The sequence below is a fragment of the uncultured Clostridium sp. genome (assembly GCF_963527835.1).
GTDB lineage: Bacteria > Bacillota > Clostridia > Clostridiales > Clostridiaceae > Clostridium.
On sequence record NZ_CAURTC010000020.1, the window covers coordinates 44180 to 65442 of the forward strand.

The 21263-nt window shown below is 25.6% G+C and carries 28 protein-coding genes; 27 read left to right on the plus strand and 1 reads right to left on the minus strand.

All coding sequences use genetic code 11. The features are described from left to right. The first annotated feature begins 12 nt into the window (after positions 1-12). From RYM86_RS10790 to RYM86_RS10830, 9 genes are all read left to right on the plus strand, one after another. Complete coding sequence (locus RYM86_RS10790; RefSeq protein WP_315080393.1) at positions 13-744, plus strand: DUF881 domain-containing protein; 732 nt, start codon at positions 13-15, stop codon at positions 742-744. Positions 745-844: 100 nt separating this feature from the next. Next, positions 845-1519, plus strand: coding sequence for a YggS family pyridoxal phosphate-dependent enzyme (locus RYM86_RS10795; RefSeq protein WP_315080396.1), 675 nt, complete (start codon positions 845-847; stop codon positions 1517-1519). Continuing rightward, a complete protein-coding gene (locus tag RYM86_RS10800) occupies positions 1519-1980 on the plus strand; it encodes a cell division protein SepF (RefSeq protein ID WP_315080398.1) in 462 nt (153 codons plus the stop codon). Before RYM86_RS10795 ends, RYM86_RS10800 begins: the two co-directional genes overlap by 1 nt. A gap of 8 nt (positions 1981-1988) precedes the next feature. Next, positions 1989-2255, plus strand: a complete 267-nt coding sequence (locus RYM86_RS10805) for a YggT family protein (RefSeq protein ID WP_315080401.1) — start codon at positions 1989-1991, stop codon at positions 2253-2255. Between the two features lie 2 nt (positions 2256-2257). Continuing rightward, positions 2258-3022 (plus strand): YlmH/Sll1252 family protein, encoded by a 765-nt coding sequence (locus RYM86_RS10810; RefSeq protein ID WP_315080403.1) that lies wholly within the window; start codon positions 2258-2260, stop codon positions 3020-3022. A 13-nt stretch (positions 3023-3035) separates the two neighbouring features. Beyond that, positions 3036-3656, plus strand: coding sequence for a DivIVA domain-containing protein (locus RYM86_RS10815; RefSeq protein ID WP_315080405.1), 621 nt, complete (start codon positions 3036-3038; stop codon positions 3654-3656). 277 nt (positions 3657-3933) lie between these two features. Beyond that, on the plus strand, positions 3934-4842 hold the full coding sequence (locus tag RYM86_RS10820) for an RluA family pseudouridine synthase (RefSeq protein WP_315080407.1): 909 nt from the start codon (positions 3934-3936) through the stop codon (positions 4840-4842). Positions 4843-4869: 27 nt separating this feature from the next. Further along, positions 4870-5412 carry a bifunctional pyr operon transcriptional regulator/uracil phosphoribosyltransferase PyrR gene (gene pyrR, locus RYM86_RS10825; protein WP_315080410.1) on the plus strand — a complete coding sequence of 181 codons (543 nt, stop codon included), beginning with the start codon at positions 4870-4872 and terminating at the stop codon, positions 5410-5412. A gap of 28 nt (positions 5413-5440) precedes the next feature. Further along, positions 5441-6601, plus strand: a complete 1161-nt coding sequence (locus RYM86_RS10830) for a class I SAM-dependent RNA methyltransferase (RefSeq protein WP_315080412.1) — start codon at positions 5441-5443, stop codon at positions 6599-6601. A 485-nt stretch (positions 6602-7086) separates the two neighbouring features. On the opposite strand, the gene RYM86_RS10835 is transcribed toward RYM86_RS10830, so the two are convergent. Next, on the minus strand, positions 7087-8820 hold the full coding sequence (locus RYM86_RS10835) for an NFACT RNA binding domain-containing protein (protein WP_315080413.1): 1734 nt from the start codon (positions 8818-8820) through the stop codon (positions 7087-7089). Positions 8821-9082: 262 nt separating this feature from the next. Here RYM86_RS10835 and dapF point away from each other — a divergent pair, with 262 nt between their 5' ends. The 18 genes from dapF to spoIIIAE form a co-directional block, all read left to right on the plus strand. Next, positions 9083-9904 (plus strand): diaminopimelate epimerase, encoded by an 822-nt coding sequence (gene dapF / locus RYM86_RS10840; protein WP_315080414.1) that lies wholly within the window; start codon positions 9083-9085, stop codon positions 9902-9904. A gap of 26 nt (positions 9905-9930) precedes the next feature. Next, positions 9931-10935, plus strand: coding sequence for a hypothetical protein (locus RYM86_RS10845; RefSeq protein ID WP_315080415.1), 1005 nt, complete (start codon positions 9931-9933; stop codon positions 10933-10935). Positions 10936-11029: 94 nt separating this feature from the next. Then, positions 11030-12406 (plus strand): GspE/PulE family protein, encoded by a 1377-nt coding sequence (locus RYM86_RS10850; RefSeq protein ID WP_315080416.1) that lies wholly within the window; start codon positions 11030-11032, stop codon positions 12404-12406. After that, entirely contained in the window at positions 12393-13469 is a 1077-nt protein-coding gene (locus tag RYM86_RS10855; protein WP_315080418.1) for a type II secretion system F family protein, read from the plus strand. Before RYM86_RS10850 ends, RYM86_RS10855 begins: the two co-directional genes overlap by 14 nt. Beyond that, the gene (locus RYM86_RS10860) at positions 13466-13903 is read left to right on the plus strand and encodes a prepilin-type N-terminal cleavage/methylation domain-containing protein (protein ID WP_315080420.1); all 438 of its coding nucleotides are present in this window, start codon (positions 13466-13468) and stop codon (positions 13901-13903) included. Before RYM86_RS10855 ends, RYM86_RS10860 begins: the two co-directional genes overlap by 4 nt. A 31-nt stretch (positions 13904-13934) precedes the next feature. Beyond that, positions 13935-14363 carry a hypothetical protein gene (locus RYM86_RS10865; protein WP_315080422.1) on the plus strand — a complete coding sequence of 143 codons (429 nt, stop codon included), beginning with the start codon at positions 13935-13937 and terminating at the stop codon, positions 14361-14363. Then, a complete protein-coding gene (locus RYM86_RS10870) occupies positions 14356-14829 on the plus strand; it encodes a competence type IV pilus minor pilin ComGF (RefSeq protein WP_315080425.1) in 474 nt (157 codons plus the stop codon). Before RYM86_RS10865 ends, RYM86_RS10870 begins: the two co-directional genes overlap by 8 nt. Further along, positions 14820-15218, plus strand: a complete 399-nt coding sequence (locus tag RYM86_RS10875; protein ID WP_315080428.1) for a hypothetical protein — start codon at positions 14820-14822, stop codon at positions 15216-15218. Before RYM86_RS10870 ends, RYM86_RS10875 begins: the two co-directional genes overlap by 10 nt. Before the next feature lie 101 nt (positions 15219-15319). Continuing rightward, entirely contained in the window at positions 15320-16021 is a 702-nt protein-coding gene (locus tag RYM86_RS10880) for a hypothetical protein (RefSeq protein ID WP_315080430.1), read from the plus strand. After that, positions 15972-16400: a hypothetical protein gene (locus RYM86_RS10885; RefSeq protein WP_315080432.1), complete on the plus strand. Its 429-nt coding sequence runs from the start codon at positions 15972-15974 to the stop codon at positions 16398-16400. The genes RYM86_RS10880 and RYM86_RS10885 overlap by 50 nt, the downstream gene beginning before the upstream one ends. Then, complete coding sequence (locus tag RYM86_RS10890) at positions 16387-16767, plus strand: hypothetical protein (protein ID WP_315080436.1); 381 nt, start codon at positions 16387-16389, stop codon at positions 16765-16767. The genes RYM86_RS10885 and RYM86_RS10890 overlap by 14 nt, the downstream gene beginning before the upstream one ends. Before the next feature lie 191 nt (positions 16768-16958). Beyond that, positions 16959-17516: an elongation factor P gene (gene efp / locus RYM86_RS10895; protein ID WP_003372195.1), complete on the plus strand. Its 558-nt coding sequence runs from the start codon at positions 16959-16961 to the stop codon at positions 17514-17516. An 86-nt stretch (positions 17517-17602) separates the two neighbouring features. Continuing rightward, entirely contained in the window at positions 17603-17968 is a 366-nt protein-coding gene (locus RYM86_RS10900) for a CD1247 N-terminal domain-containing protein (protein WP_315080440.1), read from the plus strand. 225 nt (positions 17969-18193) lie between these two features. Then, positions 18194-19114: a stage III sporulation protein AA gene (gene spoIIIAA / locus RYM86_RS10905; RefSeq protein ID WP_315080441.1), complete on the plus strand. Its 921-nt coding sequence runs from the start codon at positions 18194-18196 to the stop codon at positions 19112-19114. After that, the gene (gene spoIIIAB / locus RYM86_RS10910) at positions 19102-19620 is read left to right on the plus strand and encodes a stage III sporulation protein SpoIIIAB (protein WP_315080442.1); all 519 of its coding nucleotides are present in this window, start codon (positions 19102-19104) and stop codon (positions 19618-19620) included. The genes spoIIIAA and spoIIIAB overlap by 13 nt, the downstream gene beginning before the upstream one ends. Positions 19621-19634: 14 nt before the next feature. Further along, positions 19635-19832, plus strand: coding sequence for a stage III sporulation protein AC (gene spoIIIAC / locus RYM86_RS10915; RefSeq protein ID WP_003374374.1), 198 nt, complete (start codon positions 19635-19637; stop codon positions 19830-19832). 8 nt (positions 19833-19840) lie between these two features. Further along, complete coding sequence (spoIIIAD, locus tag RYM86_RS10920; RefSeq protein ID WP_315080449.1) at positions 19841-20224, plus strand: stage III sporulation protein AD; 384 nt, start codon at positions 19841-19843, stop codon at positions 20222-20224. 11 nt (positions 20225-20235) lie between these two features. Next, a partial coding sequence (gene spoIIIAE, locus RYM86_RS10925) for a stage III sporulation protein AE (protein ID WP_315080450.1) occupies positions 20236-21263 on the plus strand: 1028 nt, incomplete at its 3' end.

A 21263-nucleotide genomic window follows, 5' to 3' on the forward strand; every position in this document is an offset into this window, starting at 1 on the left:
GTAGGTGAAATTGTGAATAAAAGTAAGCAGACATTCCTTATTTTTCTTACGACTTTAATTTTAGGAATTTCAATTTCAACAAATATTAATCTTGGAGAAATACAATCATTTGTAGAGCTAAATGCTAAGCAATATAAAGATGCTATAGAAGAACGAGCTAATTTGTATAAAGAAATAGGAAATTTAAAAGAAAATAATAGTGAAATTAAAGATAAAATTAATGACTATATGAAAGAAGACGAAAAGAACGATAAAATTCTTGAAGATATGAAAGCGCAAATTTTAGACTATGAATTATTTGTAGGTTCAAGTCAAGTTGAAGGGCCTGGAATAGTATTAAAAATAAATGATGCAAGTATTAATTTAGAACAAGACTCACAGTTTGAAGTGGCGGATAAAATATTTCATGATAATGATATGGCATTAGTTTTAAATGAGTTACGAAAAGCAGGGGCAGAAGCTATTAGTGTTAATAATCATAGGGTGATTCCATGGACAGGAGTAATATGCAATTGGGCTTTTATAGGATTTGATGATAACACCATGGAGTCAGCTCCGTTTAGTATATATGCAATTGGAGATCCAGAAAAGCTAAAGACGGCATTATTAGAAGATGGAAGTCACGTGAAAGAACTTATAATTAGAAATCTTTATGTAGAAATAGAAGAAAAAGATAAAATAACATTACTCCCAAGTAGAGCTGGCAATGAGATTGAATTTATGAAAAGATACGAAAATAATTAAAAAAAATTAAAAAACTTTAATTTTAATACACTTTATTAAAGGAAATTTAATTTTTATAGAGAATAATATTAAAGAGAATAATAAGTAAAAGGAGTAGACTATGGGCATTAAGGAAAATATAGAAAAGCTAAAATTAGAAATTCCTAACAATGTAGAGCTCCTGGCTGTTTCTAAAACCAAACCTATAGAGGATTTAAAACAAGCATATGAAGCAGGAATTAGAGATTTTGGTGAAAATAAAGTACAAGAACTTGTTAGTAAGGAAGAAAATCTTCCAAAGGATATAAGGTGGCATCTAATAGGTAAACTTCAAACTAATAAAGTCAAATATTTAGTGGATAAAGTTTACTTAATACATTCTTTGTCTAGTATAAAACTTTTGAATGAAATTGAAAGAGTTTTTGAAAAAAATAATACAGTAGCAAATGTACTAATTCAAATAAATATTGGTAGAGAAGAAAGCAAGAGTGGAATATTAAAAGAAGAATTACCAGACATGATAGAAGCTATTGAAACATGTAATCATGTATTAGCTAAAGGCATCATGGTTATTATTCCTAAAGGTGATGAAAAAAATAATAGAAAATACTTTAAGGAAACGAAGGAAATATTCGATTATTTAAAAGTAAGGGAATATAGGAATATAAAAATGGAAGTACTTTCTATGGGGATGACTCATGATTTCAATGAGGCAATAGAAGAAGGTTCTACCTTGGTGAGAATTGGACAGGGAATATTTGGAGAAAGAAATTATAGTACAGGAGGAGAAAAATAATGAGTAATGTATTAACAAAAATGAAGTCATTTTTAGGATTAGGGGACGAAGAATATGATGAATATGATGAATATGATGAAAATTATGAAGATTCAGAAGATGATGATGCAGAAGACATGATAGAACCTGTTATCACAAATAAAAAGAATAGCAAGGTTGTAAATATTCATACATCACCAACAACAAAAGTAACAATAACAAAACCGGTTGATTACGAAGAAGCAACTGAAATTTGTGATGCTTTAAAAAACAGAAGAATAGTCTTAGTAAACACTACTTTATTAGAATTAAAAATAGCACAAAGATTATTAGATTTTATAAGTGGTTCTTGCTATGCTTTAGGCGGGGAGCTTCAACAAATAGAAAAAGGTGTTTATATCCTTTCTCCATCAAATGTAGAAGTAACTAATGAGTTAAAGAATGAATTAAGTTCAAAAGCTTTGTTTAACTGGTCAAAATAGGAGGAAACATGGTATTTATTATTGGGAATTTTATTAGTACACTTTTTAGAATATTAGAATTAGCTATACTAATAGAATGTATATCTTCTTGGATTTCTCCAGGAAAGCAAAATCAATTCCTTAATATAATAAGTAACTTTACTTATCCAGTGCTAGAACCATTTAGAAAGCTTCAATATAAGTTTATGCCAAATATGATGGTGGATTTTTCACCTATTTTTGCAATTTTTGCATTAGACATAATTAAGGCTATTATATTATCTATAATATATTAATTATGAAAGAAAAAATAATTAATTACTTCTCAGAAGAGGATAAAATTGAAGCATTAAACTTATATGAAAAATATATTCTAGCATTAGATAAGGACATACCTGTTTTTGGGAATTATTTTTATTCACCAAAGATGTGGAAATGGTTTAAGGAAAATTGTGAAACTGGAAAATTTAAAGTTACTTGTGAAGGTATTTTTAAGGACTGTGAAAGAAAGATGATTTCATTTAATAATATTTATGATAGTCCTTTTCCTATAAAATTACTTAAAGTTGAAGGAAAATCTAAGTTTTCCAATTTAGAGCATAAAGATTTTTTAGGTGGAATCTTGTCACTAGGAATAGAAAGAAATAAAATCGGAGATTTAATAGTTGAAGATAATGTATGTTATTTACCCATTCATGAAGACATAGTGAAGTTTCTATTATCTAATGTTGATAAAATTGGAAAGACTCCTTGTCGTATTACTGAAATACAAAATGAGGGAGACTTTCCACAAATAAAATTTAAAGAGGATGTTATTTTAGTTTCTTCTTTAAGAATTGATGGGATTGTTTCAAAAATATCTAAGTTATCTAGAGCAAAAGCTCAAATGTTAGTAGATCAAGGTCAAGTTTTAATTGATTATACTAAGATTAAAGATAAAAGTTATGAAGTTAAAATTAATGAAAGAATTGTTATAAGAGGAATTGGAAAATTCATTATAGGAGAAGTTATTGGAAGCAGCAAAAGCGGAAAATATAAACTGATTATAAAAAAATATACATAGTTGAGGTGAGTTTATGAAATTAACACCAATGGATATAACAAATAAAGAATTTAAAAAAGGATTAAGAGGATATAACGTAGAAGAGGTTGATGAATTTCTAGATGAAATAGTAGAAAACTACGAAGAGTTATATAAGGAACATTCTAATTTAAAAGAAAAGTTAACAAATATGCAAGAAAAAGTTGATCATTATTCACAAATAGAGACAACAATTCAAAATACATTAGTTTTAGCACAAAATGCAGCAGAACAAGCTAAGAGTAGTGCACAAAAAGAAGCAGAGCTAGTACTTAAAAATGCAAATGAAACTGCTCAAAAAGTTCTTGATAAATCTCATAATGATGTTATTGGCATTAATGATGAATATGAAAGAGTTAAACAAGAATTTATTAAATTTAGAGCAAAATATAGAAATTTCATGAATACTCAACTTGAAACTTTTGATGATCTAGAAAAAGATTTTATAAAAAATTACAATGTTTCAGAACCTATTGATGATGGTGATATGAAAGAAAAAGACATTGTTGATCAAGAAGTAGCAGTAGAAATTTCAGATGATGATTTGATCGATTACGATAAAAATTCACTTACTGAGGATTTAAGCGAAATAAAAAGCTTTTTTGCTAAGGAGTAAAATTTATATTACGTAAGTCTATTTTACCTTTAAATTGTTATGTATAATTGCAGTTTAAAGGTATTTTTATTTATTATATTAAAACATAATCTAATGATAAAAAGGAAAAAGTGTTTAAATGATAAGAGTTAACATATTATAATGTGAAGATTCTATTGTATGAATAAAAAACATACAGTCATTGTAGCAGATTTGGTAATATGTATATATATTTGTTGAGTAATATATAAGATTATATTATAATATTGAGAGAATATTTACAGAAAGGCTATTATTTATGGAAGAAAATATTTTAACAGTAAGTAAAGAGAATGAGGGAACTAGAATAGATAAATATTTAAGTGAAATATTAAATGGAAAATCTCGTTCTTTTGTTCAAGGCCTTATTGAAAAAGAAAACATTAAGGTAAATGGTGAATTAATTAAAAGCAATTATAAATTAAAAGCTTGTGATGAAATAGTAATAACAATACCAGAAGCTGAAACTTTAAAAGTTGAATCTGAAAATATAGATTTACATATATTGTATGAAGATAAGGATATAATAGTAGTTAATAAAGAACAAGGAATGGTTGTTCATCCTGCACCGGGCAACTACAATGGAACCCTAGTAAATGCATTATTATTTCATTGTACTGACTTATCTAGTATAAATGGAGTCATAAGACCAGGAATAGTACATAGGATAGATAAAGATACTTCAGGAGTATTAGTAATAGCTAAAAATGATGAGTCTCATAATAAATTAGCAGCTCAACTTAAAGATCATTCAATGAATAGGGAATATTATGCTCTAGTAGAAGGTAGGTTTAAGAATGATTCTGGCATTATAGATAAGCCTTTAGGAAGAGATAAAAAAAATAGATTAAAAATTGCAATAACTCAAGATGGAAGAAGAGCAGTAACTCATTATGAAGTTTTAGAAAGATATGATGTAGGATATACACTAATAAAATGTAAACTTGAAACAGGTAGAACCCATCAAATAAGAGTACACATGGCATCACTTGGGCATCCTTTAGTTGGAGACCCTCTTTATGGATTTAAAAAACAAAGATTTAAATTAAAGGGACAAATGCTACATGCTAAAAAGTTAGGATTTATACATCCAACTAAAAATGAATATATGGAGTTTGTAACTGAATTACCACAATATTTTGAAGAAATATTACAAAGATTAAGATAAAATATAAGAGTATAGGAGGAAGAATTTATGGAATTAAAATCAATTTTATTAGATGATAAGGCGATAAAAAGAACATTAATTAGAATTTCTCATGAAATAATTGAAAGAAATAAAGGCGTGGAAGACATAGTTCTTATTGGTATAAAAAGAAGAGGTTATCCATTAGCAGAGAGAATAGCAGAGCATATTGAAGGAATTGAAGGAAGAAAGGTAGAAGTTGGGTATGTTGATATAACTTTATATAGAGATGATCTTACTATATTAGAAAAAGATCCTACAGTTAAGAGTATAGATATAGGAACAACTATAAAGGATAAGAAAGTAATATTAGTTGATGATGTACTATATACATGCAGAACGGTTAGAGCTGCTATTGATGCTGTTATGGATGTTGATAGACCTGAAGGTATACAACTAGCTGTTTTAATAGATAGAGGTCATAAAGAGCTACCTATAAGAGCAGATTATGTTGGTAAAAATATACCTACATCTAAGAATGAAGTTATAAAAGTTATGTTAAATGAAATTGATGGAGAAGATTCAGTAAAAATATACGATTCTATTAACTAATAGATGAATTTTATAAAAGGAGCAAAATATGTATAATTTAATTGCAACAAGTACGTTTGGTATAGAAAGCATAACAGCTAAAGAACTAAGAGCGCTTGGTTATGAAGACTTAGAAATTGAAAATGGAAAAGTAACATTTGAAGGAGATGAAATGGATATAGCTATAGCTAATGTTCATTTAAGAACTGCGGATAGGGTATTAATTAAAATGGCTGAATTTGAAGCAACATCTTTTGAAGAACTTTTCCAAGGAACTAAGAATGTAAAATGGCATGAAATAATACCTAAAGATGGAATTATGCATGTTGTAGGAAAATCTGTAAAATCAACACTACATAGTGTACCGGATTGTCAATCTATAGTAAAAAAAGCTGTAATTGATAGTATGAGTGAACATTATGGTATTGAAACATTCAGCGAAAGTGGCTCTACATATAAAATAGAAGTGGCTATTTTAAAAGACAAGGTAACATTAACAATAGATACCACTGGTCCTGGATTACATAAAAGAGGATATAGAGAACTTGCTGGAATAGCACCATTAAAAGAAACATTAGCAGCATCAATGCTTTTACTTTCAAGATGGAATGATAAGTTTGAACTTGTAGATCCATTTTGTGGCTCAGGAACTATACTTATAGAAGCTGCTATGATAGCATTAAATATAGCACCAGGATGTAATAGAAATTTTGTGGCAGAAGAGTGGTCTGATGATATAAGAAACACATTTGCTATGGTTAAAGATGGAGCTAAAAAAGCAGTTAAAGATAAAGAAATAGATTTAATAGGATATGATATAGATTATAGAGTTTTAAAAGTTGCTATGGACAATGCTGAAAAAGCAGGAGTTTCTAAGTATATAAAATTCCAAAAGAGAGATTTTATGGACTTTTCAAGTTCTAAAAAGCATGGATTCATGATATCAAATCCACCATACGGTGAAAGAATAGGTGAAAAAGAATTATTAGAGCCTCTTTATAAGTACATGGGTCAAATGAAGAGAAAACTTAATGAATGGGACTTTAATATTTTAACGTCTATTGAAGGATTTGAAAAATTATTAGGAGTAAAATCTACTAAAAATAGAAAGTTATATAATGGAACAATTAGATGCTATTATTATCAATATTTTGATAATATAAAAATTAAAAATCCAGGTGACACATTAATCAATGAATTAATGGACTAAATATATATTTTAAATAAAGGTTATGTTAAAAAAATGTTGATATATGCAATAGGAAAAGTGGCATTGTAATTGGACTTTGAGAATAGTTAAGTGAGAGTCGGAATTTTTATATTTCGTTCCTCGAACTTACTCAGCGACTAAAAGGAGTCGAGTTTCATTTTTAATTCATATTTACTGCTTGTAACAATTTTACATTGGGAGCAAGCTAAAATAGGACTATACTCATTTTAGTATTCCTAAGTCCACTTTGCTTATGCATATATCAACACTTTGCTAAAATATAGTATAAGTAAAAAACGATAACTCAAAGTTAATTTTTGGTTATCGTTTTTTTGTTTATAAAATTGTAGAATTTTTGAAGACTTTTAATCAAAACGTTCATTAAGCTACTTTTAATTAAAAAAGTATGACACATCCATTCTGTTCTTTAAATAGTATCCAGAAAATTATATGATTATAAGAATTCAATCCGTGAATAGCTTAATTTATAATTCTAAATTAAGGTTATCAAAATCTTTTGGTTCTACTATTAATGTCTTATTTGTATGATAAATTACCATTCCAGGTTTTGCGCCATTTGGTTTTTTAAGTTCCTTAACTTTTGTATAGTCAACTGGAACTTTTGAAGAATTTTTAGCTTTGCTATAGTAAGCAGCTATTATTGCAGCTTCTTCTAAAGTTTTATCTGGTATTTCATATTCAGCAATAATAACATGAGAACCAGGTATATCTTTTGTATGTAGCCAAAGATAATTTTTATTAGCAAATTTTAAACTTAAATAATCATTTTGTAAGTTATTTTTACCAACATAGATATCTATACCATCACTAGATTTAAAGTGATGTGGTTTAGATGTCTTTTTCTTTTTATTGATTTTATCAGATTTTTTGAATCGTATATAACCAGTTTCAACAAGTTCATTTTTTATATCGCCTATTTCATAATAGCTTTCTACATTTTGAATATTAGTAAGAACAGAATTTAAATACTCTTCTTCTTTAATATTTTTATCAAGCTGAGATTTAGCGTATTCTTCTGAAACTTTTAGTTTATTATATTTCTTATAGTAAGCTTGAACATTTTCAGAAGGAGTCTTAAAAGGATCTAATCTTATTTCTAAATATTCTTCTTGTTCACTATAATAATTTAACAGAGAAGCGTTAGTATCACCTTTTTTTATACTATATATATATGATGTTAGTAAATCACCCTTAATTCTCGAACTTTCTTTTTCATCACATTCTTTTAAAGTTTCATGTAAAATTTTTGATTTCTTTTTGCATCTATCTATGTTTGTGATAATTAATTTTTGCAAATCTATAGATTTATTATGAAGTCTATCTTGTTTATCTTTTTTATAAAAGAAATTATCCATAAGTACATTAGGATCATCATATTCTATAGTGGAAAAATTAGCTTCTAAAGAAGATAATTTTAAGAAATAAAAATCCTTATAAACTCCACTATCATTAGTGTAGATATTATATGAAAGATTTTTATTAAGATTTAATATAAAATTCTTAAAAATTTCATAAATTTCTTCTCTAGTAGGTGATGAATTGGATTTTATAATGTTATAATATAAATCTGAAGACAATAATTTACTAATACCTGTAAAAGTTTTTGAAAAGAAACTTTCATCAAAAATTATTGAATTATTAGATATAAAATTATTGAAATCTTCATATTCAAATAATAGAGGATTTAATTTATTAGATTCTGGTGGATAGACATAATTAACACCAGGATAGAGAACTCTAAAAGTATTAATATCTGGAGTTATGTGTTTTATTGATTCCATAACCTTATTATCTCTATTTCTAACTAATGTGATATTAGAATGTCGACCCATAATTTCAATTATAAGTGAATAAATGCTATTAAAGCCTAATTCATCACGATTTTCTATATCCATTACTAAAACTCTATCATTGTTTTTTTGAGTTAATTTAGTAATTCTACCACCTAATAAGTATTTACGTAGCACCATTAAATACATTGGTGCTTTTATAGGATTGCTTTTAGTTGAATTGGTTAAGTGAATTCTAGCAAATCTTGGAGATGCCGATATTAAAAGCTTTAAATTTTTACGTTCTTTTCTTAGTGTTAAGATTACTTCATCCTTTTCAGGCTGATTTATTTTATCTATTTTAGAATCTAATATTGAATTTTTTAAATCGTTAACTAAACTATATAAGTAGATACCGTCTAGTGCCATTGTAATTCGTCCTTTCTTAGTGCGACTAGGCAAAAAATAATGCCTTTAAGATAGTATAACATTATAACTGCTTTATTATCAAATATTCATATTACATAGCAAAGCAATAATATTTTATTTATAAAAACTTTTAAATTTAACGTTAATTTTAAGATATTATTAATAATTTAGTATAAGTTAAATTCAAATGCCATTGGGGCATTAAGTTAAATTGCTAATAATTATTTAAGTAAAAATAAGATAAATTGGGGGAGATATTAAAATGGAATTTTATAAGATGCATGGAGCAGGAAATGATTTTATTTTTATTGAAGACTTTAATTGTGAAATTAAAGATGAATGTGATTTAGCCAAAAAAGTTTGTAATAGACGTTTTGGAATTGGAGCTGATGGTTTAATTATTGTTAGAAAATCAGAAAATTCATCAGCAAAAATGGTTATTATAAATTCTGATGGCTCTAGAGCAAATATGTGTGGAAATGCAATAAGATGTTTTGGAAAATATATTTATGAAAATAAAATCATAAATAGTATTAAGTTTTCAGTTGAAACAGGAGATGGTATTAAGGAAATAGAATTAATACTAAGAGATGATAAAGTAGAATATGTAAAAGTGTATATGGGAAAACCATCTTTTCATGGAAGAGACATACCATTGAATAATTTAGAAGAATTGATAGATAAGGAAGTTATTATAGATAAAGAAAAATATAATATGACAAGTTTACTAATGGGAGTGCCTCATACTATTATTTTTGAAAAGGATAAGGAATATGAGGTTAAAGAAGGAGAAAAGATAGAAAAATTTTCTTTATTTAAAGAAGGAACAAACGTTAATTTTGTAAAGGTTAATGATGAAAATCATATACGTGTAAATACATGGGAAAGAGGAGCTGGAGCAACACTTGCTTGTGGTACCGGTTGTTGTGCTTCAGTTGTAGTTGCAAAGAAACTAGGATATGTAAGTGGAGAAAAGATATTTGTAAAGGCTCCAGGTGGAAATCTTATAATAGAAGTTCTAGAAGATGGAGTATATATGAGTGGACCAGCAGAATTTATTTGTAAAGGAAATATTATTTTATAGCTATAAATTAATTGAGGGGATAAAAAATGAGCGTGTTAAAAAAGAAAAAAATGAGTATTCTAGTATTTATTGTTCTACCTCTGCTTATGCTTGGATGTTCAGCTAAGAATGATGAACCTGTTAGCGTAGCAGAGGAATTACAAATTAATCAAGGTGCAATATTAAAATATGAAGAAGATAAGTATAACTTATATGATTACGAAAAAGATGAATATAAATTATACGAACCAAATAAAGCAGTAGTAGCTTATGACGAATCAAGTTCTAATTATATATACAGTGAAGATAAAAAATATTATATTGTACATAACGGAGAAAAAAATGAAGTAAAAGATAAGAAATTTACAGACATAAAAATATCCCCTAATGGAAAATATATATCATACTTTATAGAAGATGAAGGGTTGCATTTAAAAGTATTTGAAACAGATAAAAATAAAGAAGTTAAAATTAATTCTAAAGTATCTGTATCAGGTGTTTTATATGATTGGTATGATGAAAATATCATTCTTTATTATGGAGTTAGTAATGATGGTGTAAATGGAATTTTCACATATGATTTAGATAATAATAAAGAAAATCTTATTTATAAAATAGATGAGGGATTTTTAGGATTTATAAAATCTTCAAAAGAAAATGTTATATTTTTACAAATGGATTTCGATAACAATAAAGAGCTAATGATACTTAATAAATCCAATAATGAAGTGGTATTATTAACTGATAAAATTGAGTTATTACAGGATGCTATAATTGAAAATGATGAAATATATTTTGTTGGAAAAGCTTATAATGATAAGGAATCTCTTTATAAAGTGAATGGAAATAAGGTACAGAGGTTAGTATTTGACTTTCCTTCAATAGTAGAAGCTGATAAGGGTTTAAGTATTGACAAAAATGGAGAAATCTTATTTATAGGTAAAGATAATAGCTCAAAAAAGAAAGCAGTATATAGTTGTTCTGAAGATAAGACAATAAGTTTGGTATCAGATAAAGCTAGTGATTACGATTTTATAAGATTTAATAAATAAAATAAAACGCTGAAATTAGAGAGTAACTTCTTTAATTTTGGCGTTTTTACTATTTTTTGAATATATTTACATGAAGAGGGTATAGTACTTAATAATGATGAGGGGAGGTATAAATATAATTGAATATAAAATTAGAGATGTAGATGTAAGCATTTCGAGAAGGATAAGTAAAAAGATATCCGACAAATATAAAGTTATTCCTATAAAACAAGAAAAAAATACAACTATTGTATTAGGACATGAAATCAAAGATGAAGCAGAAGAATACTTAAGATTTATTTATAATAATAAAATCATTTTAAAAGAAATAAGTAAACAAAATTATGACTATTTAAGAGATATCATATTTAAAGTAGAAGATGAAGATATAGAAAATACTTTAATTTATAATGCTATTTTAAGGAATGCTAGTGATATACATTTTGAACCTTGCGAAAAAGAGGTAGATATAAGATATAGAATTAATGGTGGATTAATTCTAGTTCACAAAATGCTTTTATCTGAATATTTAACTTTAGCTTCAAAAATAAAGCTTAAAGCTAATATGGATATATCAGAAAGAAGAAAGCCACAAGATGGAAAAATACTTATAAATTATAACGATAATAATTATGATTTAAGGGTTTCATCTATTCCGGTAGTTTATGGTGAAAAAATAGTTATAAGAATACTATATAGCGAAAATTTTAACTATAAATTAGAAGATTTATACTATTCAAAGGAAAAAATAGAATTAATAAAAAAGATTATGTCATTAAAGAAAGGTCTAGTTTTAGTTAATGGACCAACTGGAAGCGGGAAATCGACAACTCTGTATACTATATTGAAAGAAATTAATATAGAAGATATAAATATAACAACTCTAGAAGACCCAGTGGAAGCAATCATTCCAAATATCAATCAAATGAGTTTAAATAAAAAATTAGATATAAATTTTTCAAATGGTTTAAAAAACATATTAAGGCAAGATCCAGACGTTATTATGGTTGGTGAAGTTAGAGATGAAGAGACAGCAGCTATGTCTGTAAGAGCATCAATAACAGGACATAAAGTGTACACCACTATCCATACATCAACACCAAGAGAAGTCTTTCTTAGACTTGAGGATATGGGAATAAAACCTTACTTACTTAGAGATTCGATTGTAGGAATAATATCTCAAAGATTAATAAAAATATTATGTGAAAATTGTAAAAAGGAAGACATTAAAAATACTTATAAGGGAATTAAATTATATAAAAGAGCTGGTTGCTCAAAATGTAATTATTCTGGATATGAATCAAGAAAACTTATAAGTGCTATATATTTCTTAGATAAGGAATATGACGAAATTGATATCTATAAAGACAAGTACTGCTTATCTAATATTGGCATGAAAGATGATTTAGAAAAGTTATTAAAGAGAGGGCAAATATCCTATGAAGATTATGTAAGATTTATGAAAGGAGAAGGGTTAAATGAGTATCTTTAAGAAAATAGATTGTTTTCTTAAGAAAAGGTACAAGAAAATAAACTACAATGAATTAAGTTTGATCTCTGGAAGCTTAGCACAATTATATAAAGATGGAATAAAAATAAATGAAGCTTTAAATTTAATAAAAGAAGTTATATTAACTAAAGAATATAAAAGAAGTATTAGTGATATTGTTAAAAACATAGAAAATGGAATGACATTATCTAATGCTTTCGATGAAAAAAGAGAATTATATCCTAAGTTTTTTATAGGAATAATTTCTATCGGAGAAAATTCAGGGAAGTTATATGAAGCTTTAAAGACACTAAAAAATTATTATGGGAAAAGAGCATTTATAAATAAGTATATTATAAGCTCATTAACATATCCAATTATATTAATGATAAGTATATTAGCTCTAATGGTATTTTTAGCTTTAGTAGTAATACCTAATTTTCATGGTATTTATTTATCAATAGGAATAAAACCACCTTTTAGTTGTGAAAAAATATATGAATTAAGTAATTATATAAAAGAAAATCCACTTTTTAGTTTTATATTTTTTATGTGCTGGGGAGTTTTTATACCATTTATAAGCATAAAGAGATTAATAGATAAAAGATATATAAGTTTATTAAGTAATTTTAAGATTTTCAACAAGTTTTTAGAGTATATAATTGTATTTATATTATCTATTATTGTTAATAGTGGAATGAATATTTCGTATGGGCTTAGGTACTGTTCAGATAGTATGAATTTTAATCATATAAGTGACAAACTTAATAAAATTAATGAAGATATATTAAAAGGAAGTACATTAAGTGAAGCAATAACTGATACAAATATATTTTCTAAATATACAGTTGCAGTAATAAAAGTGAGAGAAGAAAGTGGCTCTATAGGAGAAGCCTTAAAAGAACTAAGTTTAATATTAGAAGAATCTTTAATTAAAACAGTTAATAAATATCTAAGTTTATTGCAACCATTTCTTATAATATTTATATCAATACTTATAACAGTATTTTTTATGATTTTTATTCTGCCTTTATTTGATAGCTTAAAAATAGGAGCAATTAAATGAAGAAAAAGGGATTTACATTAATAGAAGTAATAGCAAGTTTATCAATAATTATAATAATATTTTCTTTAACGTTATCTATAAAAGATATACATTCTACCATTTCAAATGACATAGAAAGTAAATCAGCACTTTATGATGTAGAAAATTTATTATCTTATAGTAAAGCTTATTGTAAGAAAAATAAAAAAAATGGAGAAATTCAAATAGATAATATAAGAAATAGAATTTTATTTGGAGAAAATGCTAAAAAAACAGTTAAACAAGTTGTTTTGCCAGAAGAAATTAAAATAATTGGTAAAAATGATTGCATACAAGTAAGATCTGATGGTCACATAAAGCAAGGGAAAACTATAGTGTTTCAAGATAATAAAAATAATATATATAAGGTTACTATAGCAACAGGCATTGATCCTATTAATATTAGCGGCTTTTAAAAGTATATGAATTTTTAGAAAGGAAATAAGATTGAAAAGTAAAGGAAGTATTCTAATAGAAGCTATTGCAGCATTATTTATGTTGAGTTTAATTATAATGTTTTCAACAAGTACTTATATTCATAATAATCGTATATTGAAAGAAAGAATATTAAGGGAAGATTTAAATCGAGGAATATATAATATCACCAATGAATTAAAATACAATACTAAAATGAATGAACTTAAAGAAATACTAAATAAAGAACCACTAAAATTAAGTTTTGATGAAGATTTTTTTGAGGAGTTAATTAGTAAAGAAATTCTAGACCTAACAGAAGGAAATGATATTAAGATTTCTAAAATTAAAGAAGATGATTATAAGCTTGAAATTCTAATTACAGGATTTGTTAATAAAGATGATATTCAAGTTAATATAGAAGAAAGTTTTATAAAAATGTGGTGGATGGAGTATGTTTAGAGACAAAAGAATTTTAAGCAATAGAAGAATGATAAGTAAAAAATCAAATGGATTTACCATTATAGAATCAATGGTGTACATTTTCTTTACAACAATAATATTTCTTATATCAACTAACTTAATTTTTGATAGCTATAAATTATATATACAAAATCAAGAAATCAGTAGAGTATATAATAAAATGCAAAACTTTTATATAAATCTAGATTCAATATTACAAAAAGACATAATAAGAGATATAGAATTTGGTGAAACATATTTAATCCTTTATAGGGACAAAGACAATGTTTTGATAAGTAAGAATATTAGAAGTGATAAAGAATCATTAGGTGCAAAGTATCCTGGGCGAATATCCCCTAATATATTACTTAAAGAAGTTAAAGATTTTAAGGTCATACAGAAAGAAAAATTAATTTATTTAAAGATAGTTGATAAGAGTGGAAGGGTATTTATTAGATGTATATAAAAAGTAAAGGAAACATTATTATAAGTACAATTTTAACATTTTCAATAGTTATGATTATAAGTAGCTGTAGCTTTATAGTTATGAGAAATAATAATGAGATGTCATATCTATATAATAATGATGGAGATATTTATAGTTTATTACCAGATGAAGAGAAATCATTACTGAACTTTAATAAACAATTAAATAAAATGAAGAAGGAAGAAATTTTTATTGAAAATTTTAATATAAAAGATGATATTAGTGAACTAAAGTATGAAATAGAAAAAGATAAATTTTATTTATTAACAGAAAAGAACATATGTAGAGAATTAAAATATATATTTAAGGAAAGTAAAATATTTTTAATTCCAGTATATAAAAATATAGATATGAATAGTGAAATTTAAAAAAGTCAATAATGTAAAACAAATTTCAATAATAACTTGTTTATATATTAGAATATCAGTGATAATTTAAGAAAGTTTTTAAAGTATTAAGGAAGTGAATTATGAAAAAATCAGTTTTAATTATGAAAAAACATGGCTTTATATATAGGGACAAAGAATACTTATTTGAACAGTTTGAAGAAATTGAAAAATTAATGAGCAGAAATAGAGAATTCATAATAATTGAAGAAGAACTATATTCAAGGCACTTTACTGAAAATATAAGAAAATCACACATATATGAATATATTGAATTTAAGCTAAATAAGGAGTTCCATAAGAATGATGATATATTATATCATTATGAATATGATAAGAAAAATGGTTTAGTATCAATTTATTCTGTAAAGGGTGGAAAGAGATTAGATGTATTATCTAAAGGCTCAAAGAACATAACGGTTATTCCAATTCAATTTATTATTAAAGATATAATCATAGATTCATTAGGAAAAGATGCATTAAATTCTAATTGTATAGTGTATTTTCAAAGTTTTTATTATTATGTTGAATTGGTTAATGGAAAGTTTAATCGTGCTTTTGTTGAAAATGAACTTGATAATCTAATTAATAGAATAAACGATTTTGAAGTATTAGCTGAGAATAAAGAAAGTACTTTTTATATAGATAAGAATATAAAAAACAAAGAAATAATCATATTGGATAATGCCAACAAAGAAATAAAAATAATGAATGTTAATTGTGAGGACGTATTATATGAAAAAATATATAAGAAACGAGAACTTCATTCCAAAAAAATTTTATGACCTAAAAATCCAAAAAGAAGAAGAGTATATAAACAAAATAAAATTTTTATTTATAATATTAAATTTAATACTTTTACCAATGACATTAAAAAATATATATGTTTGTAAAGAAAATAAATCAAATTTAGCAAGTAATGCTGAAATTAGTGAAATTAAAGTTGAAGAAAGTAATATTAATGTTGATGATATAGTAACTTGGATTAATAATATATTTTTAGAAGAGGTTGAAAGTGCGTGTGTAGATAAATATGGTGGAGAATTTAAAATAAATAAAATAGAATCACTACAAAAAATAAGTAATGATATTAATATAAAAAATATAAATAATGACAATACTAATTATATATTAGGAGTAGAATTGAATAATGAAAGGAAATAAAGTATTAGCTATAGTTCTAATTTTTATGTCATGTTTTCAAAGTATAATTTTGTATACTACAAACACATTTAATTCAAATTTTAAAAAAGAAGAGTTATGTAAAGAAAATGTGACTATAAACGACTATAAAAATGTATCTAATATAAATTCTGAGCTTGAAGATTTTAATAATGTTGAATTTTTAGAGGGAGAAAAGCAACAAGATGGCAGTTGGATTATATCTTTAAAAATAGAAGGGGAAAAAGATGAAATTTTAGAAAGCGTATCTAAGTTAAGAAATTATGATATAAAGAATTATAAAATTGAGCATAATAAAGATAGTGGTTCATTGACAATAGAATTAAGAAAAAATAATATAAAAATGTGATTTAAAATGTTTTTGTGCTATTTATGACTATTTTGTAGACTTTTTTTATGTAAAGTAGAGAGAAATAATTGCAATTATTTCTTTCTTTTGATAAAATATCATTGTTATGTCGAAGTTTACAACAATTGAACTTTAGTATCTAAATAATAATTTAGATTGTAATTATTTTATAAATTTTGGAGGGATATTTAATGATATCAGCAGGAGACTTAAGAAAAGGTGTAACTTTTGAGTTTGATGGACAAGTGTTTACAGTTACAGATTTTTTACATGTAAAACCAGGTAAGGGAGCTGCCTTTGTAAGAACTAAGCTTAGAAATGTAATTTCAGGAGGAGTTGTAGATAGAACATTTAACCCAACTGAAAAATTACAAGAAGCTGTAATAGAAAGAAAAGAAATGCAATATCTTTATTCAGATGGAGAACTATACTACTTCATGGATCAAGAAACTTTTGAACAAATTCCTTTAAACGCTGAAAAGGTTGAAGATGCAATAAAATATCTAAAAGAAAATATGTTTGCAGTTATAAAATTCTTTAAAGGAAGTGCTTTCTCAGTAGAAGCACCAAACTTTGTTGAATTACAAATAACATATACTGAACCAGGTGTTAAAGGTAACACAGCTACAAACTCATTAAAGCCAGCTACAGTTGAAACAGGAGCAATAATTAATGTTCCAATGTTTGTTAATGATGGTGATGTTATAAGAATAGATACTAGAACAGGAGAATACATGGAAAGAGTTTAATTTCTTCATGTATTTAAAGTTTTAATACTAAATAAAGTTGCTAAGTTATTTCTTAGCAACTTTATTTATAAAAGGAAGTGAGAAATATGGAAAAATTAAGGAATCAAATTAATGATTTAAAGCTAAATTTATCCCAAATAGAAAGTGACGAATATAAAAATTATTTTTCATCAATAGTGTCAATTTTAGAAACTATGGATAATAAAATTGAAGAATTAACTGTAAATCAAGAAACTATAGAAGAAAATATTAGATTTATGGATGATGACTTAAGCGGTATTCAAGATGAACTTTTTGAAGAAGTATCAATAGATGAATTAAGTGAATTAGAAGATGAGTATGTAGAAGCTACTTGTTGTCATTGTGGTAATACAGTTTTTGCAGAGCAATCAACTTTAAAAAATAATAATGAAATTCCGTGTCCATATTGCAATAAGAATATTAAAGGATAAATATTTAATGTCCATAGTTTTACTATGGCTTTTTTTATTCTTTAGAAAATTATATTACTAAAGAATATGTGGATAACTTCTAGAATACTGTATTTTAAACACAATTTTTCATATGATTTTCAAGATATGTAATTTAATTTTACATATCTTTTTTTATTTAACAGTAATATTTTAATTTTTATATAAATATTAATAACTAAGAAAAACATTAGAGGAGGAAGTGAGATGAAAGATGATAGTGATTTTTTAAATATATTTCCGAGTAATATATTTAATGTACTTAAATATAAATGTAAACTAGAACAACTTTATGAAATAAGGATAAAAATAGATAAACCTATCATAGTTTATTCTAATAAAGGAGAATCAATTGTAGATTATAATCCATCTAAGGAAGAGATGAAATCAATAATACAAAAAATATCTAATTATTCACTATATGCTTATGAAGAAGATATAAAACAAGGTTTTATAACAATTAAAGGTGGACATAGAATAGGTATTGCTGGCGAATGTGTTATGTGCAATGGTGAGGTAAAAACTATTAGAAATATATCATCTATAAATGTTAGATTTTGCAGAGAAGTTATAGGATGTTCTAATAAAATTATGAAATATATAGTTAGTGGAGATAGAATTTACAATACAATAATTATTTCTCCACCTAAATGTGGAAAGACAACAATTTTAAGAGATATATCTAGGAACATATCAAATGGAATGAAGTCATTGGACTTAAATGGTAAAAAAGTTTCTGTAATTGATGAAAGAAGTGAAATTGGAGCTTGTTACTTCGGAGTTCCCCAAAGTGATTTGGGAATTAGAACAGATATTTTAGATAATTGTTTGAAAAAAGAGGGAATGATTATGTCAATAAGAAGTTTATCACCAGAGGTATTAATTTGTGATGAAATTGGCACTAAAGAAGATATCGAAGCATTAATTATGGCATTTAATTCTGGAGTAAACATAATTACAAGTATTCATGGGTTTACAATTGATGATATTTATAAACGTAAAGTATTTAAAGAACTTATTGATAATCAAATACTTGAAAGAGCTATTATTTTAAGTTCAAGAGAAGGGGTAGGCACTATAGAAAAGGTTTATAAATTAAGAGGAGAAGAAAAAATATGCTTAAATTAGTACTTATCTTTATGCTATTTTTAACTACTTCTTATATTGGTTTTTTATATGGTGAAACTTTTAGAAAAAGATACATTCAGCTTAAAGAAATTTTAAAAAATTTAATAATATTGCAAAATGAAATTTTATATGGAAGCACACCTTTACCAGAAGCATTAAGCAATATTCAGAAAAAGACAATGAAACCATTAAGTACTCTAATAGGTAATGTAAATGAAAAGTTATATGAAGGTGAAGCTGAAAGTGTATATAGTGCTTTTAGTAGTGAGTATGTTCTTTTAGAAGAAGAGTTTTATTTATCAAATAGTGATAAGAACTTTTTAATAGATTTCATAAAGTCTTTAGGTGAATCTGGACTTTATGGACAAGAGAAAATTTTTGATTTAGTAATAGAAAATGTAAGAAGCAATTTAAAAGAGGCAGAAGAGGAATCCAAAAAAAATATAAAAGTATATAGATATTTAGGAATATGCATTGGTGCTATGATTACAATATTTTTAATTTAGGTGGTGAATTTATTATGCATGATATAAGCATTCTTTTTAAAATTGGAGGTGCAGGAATATTACTTGTGATACTTGATAAGGTATTAACAAGTAGTGGAAAGGGTGATGTTGCAGCTATAACTAACATTGCAGGTACTGTAATACTCTTATTAATGATAGTTTCTCTTATTGGAGACCTATTTAACACAGTAAAAACTATGTTCGTAATGTAGGTGATTTTATGTTGATAGTAAAAGTTATAGCTTTGGCATTTGTTGGTTTATTTCTAACTTTAATTTTTAAGAATAGTAAATCTGAAATGACTACATTTATTTCTTTAACAGTTGGTACTTTAATATTACTTTTCATGATAGGTCAAGTACAAGAAATAATTACATTTTTAAAAACTGTAGCAGATAGAGCTAATATAGATACATTTTATATTGGAGTTATTCTGAAAATTTTAGCAATTGCTTATTTAGCTTCATTTACAAGTGAATTATGTAAAGATGCGGGAGCTTCAAGTATAGCAACTAAAGTAGAGTTTTCAGGAAAAATAATGATTTTAGTATTAGCGATTCCAATTCTTATGGCTGTATTAAATTCTATCCTACAGATAATGTAGGTGAAATGGATATGAAGATAATAAAAAGATGTACAATATTTTTTTTGATAAGTATTATTGTTGTTTCTGTATTGAATTGTATTTTTATACCAGGAAAATCAGTATATGCTTTTGAACAAAATAACTTAAGTACAAGCGGTAATTTTGATGCTAAAAAAAGTGAATCTATAATGGATGAAATCACAATAGAAAGTTTAGATGATAGTACGCAAAAACAAATAAATAATTTATATGAGTATATAAATAAAATGAAAAATAATGTAGAGCTTATGAATGATTTAGATCCCATTGAATATATAAAAGAATATATTAAAAATGGCGAGGGTGATTTTAATATAAAATCTTTGAGCAAGGCACTAACGAGTATATTATTTAAAGAAGTTAGAAGTGTATTAAAACTTATAATATCAATAGTTACAATAGTTATAATCTGTTCACTAATTAAAAATTTACAAGATGCATTTTCAAATGATAATGTATCGGAAGTAGCTTTTTATGCATGTTATGCTTTGATAATAATGATTCTTTCAAAGAGTTTTATTATATCTATAGGTGTTGCAAAAGAAGTTATATTAAATATTGTTGATTTTATGGCTGCATTATTGCCGGTGCTTATAACCATGATAGCCATGGTAGGAGGATTGACTGAGGCAGCAACATTAGACCCTATTATTTTGGCTGTTGTAGTATTTATACCGAGAATTTATTCTAATATTATAATTCCACTTATATTAATGGGATTTGTATTAGAATTTGCAAATAATTTATCTAATGATCATAAGATTACAAACCTTTGTAAATTTTTAAAACAGTGCACTTTATGGATGCAAGGAATAATAATAACTGTTTTTATTGGTGTTTTAACAGTAAGAGGAATTACATCAAAAACAATAGATGCAGTTACATTAAAAACAACTAAATTTGCGGTTGATAATTTCATACCTATTGTAGGAAAGACATTTTCGGATGCTATTGCTTCTATTGCAGGATATTCATTGATAATTAAGAATGCAATAAGTTCAGTAGGGCTATTAATTAT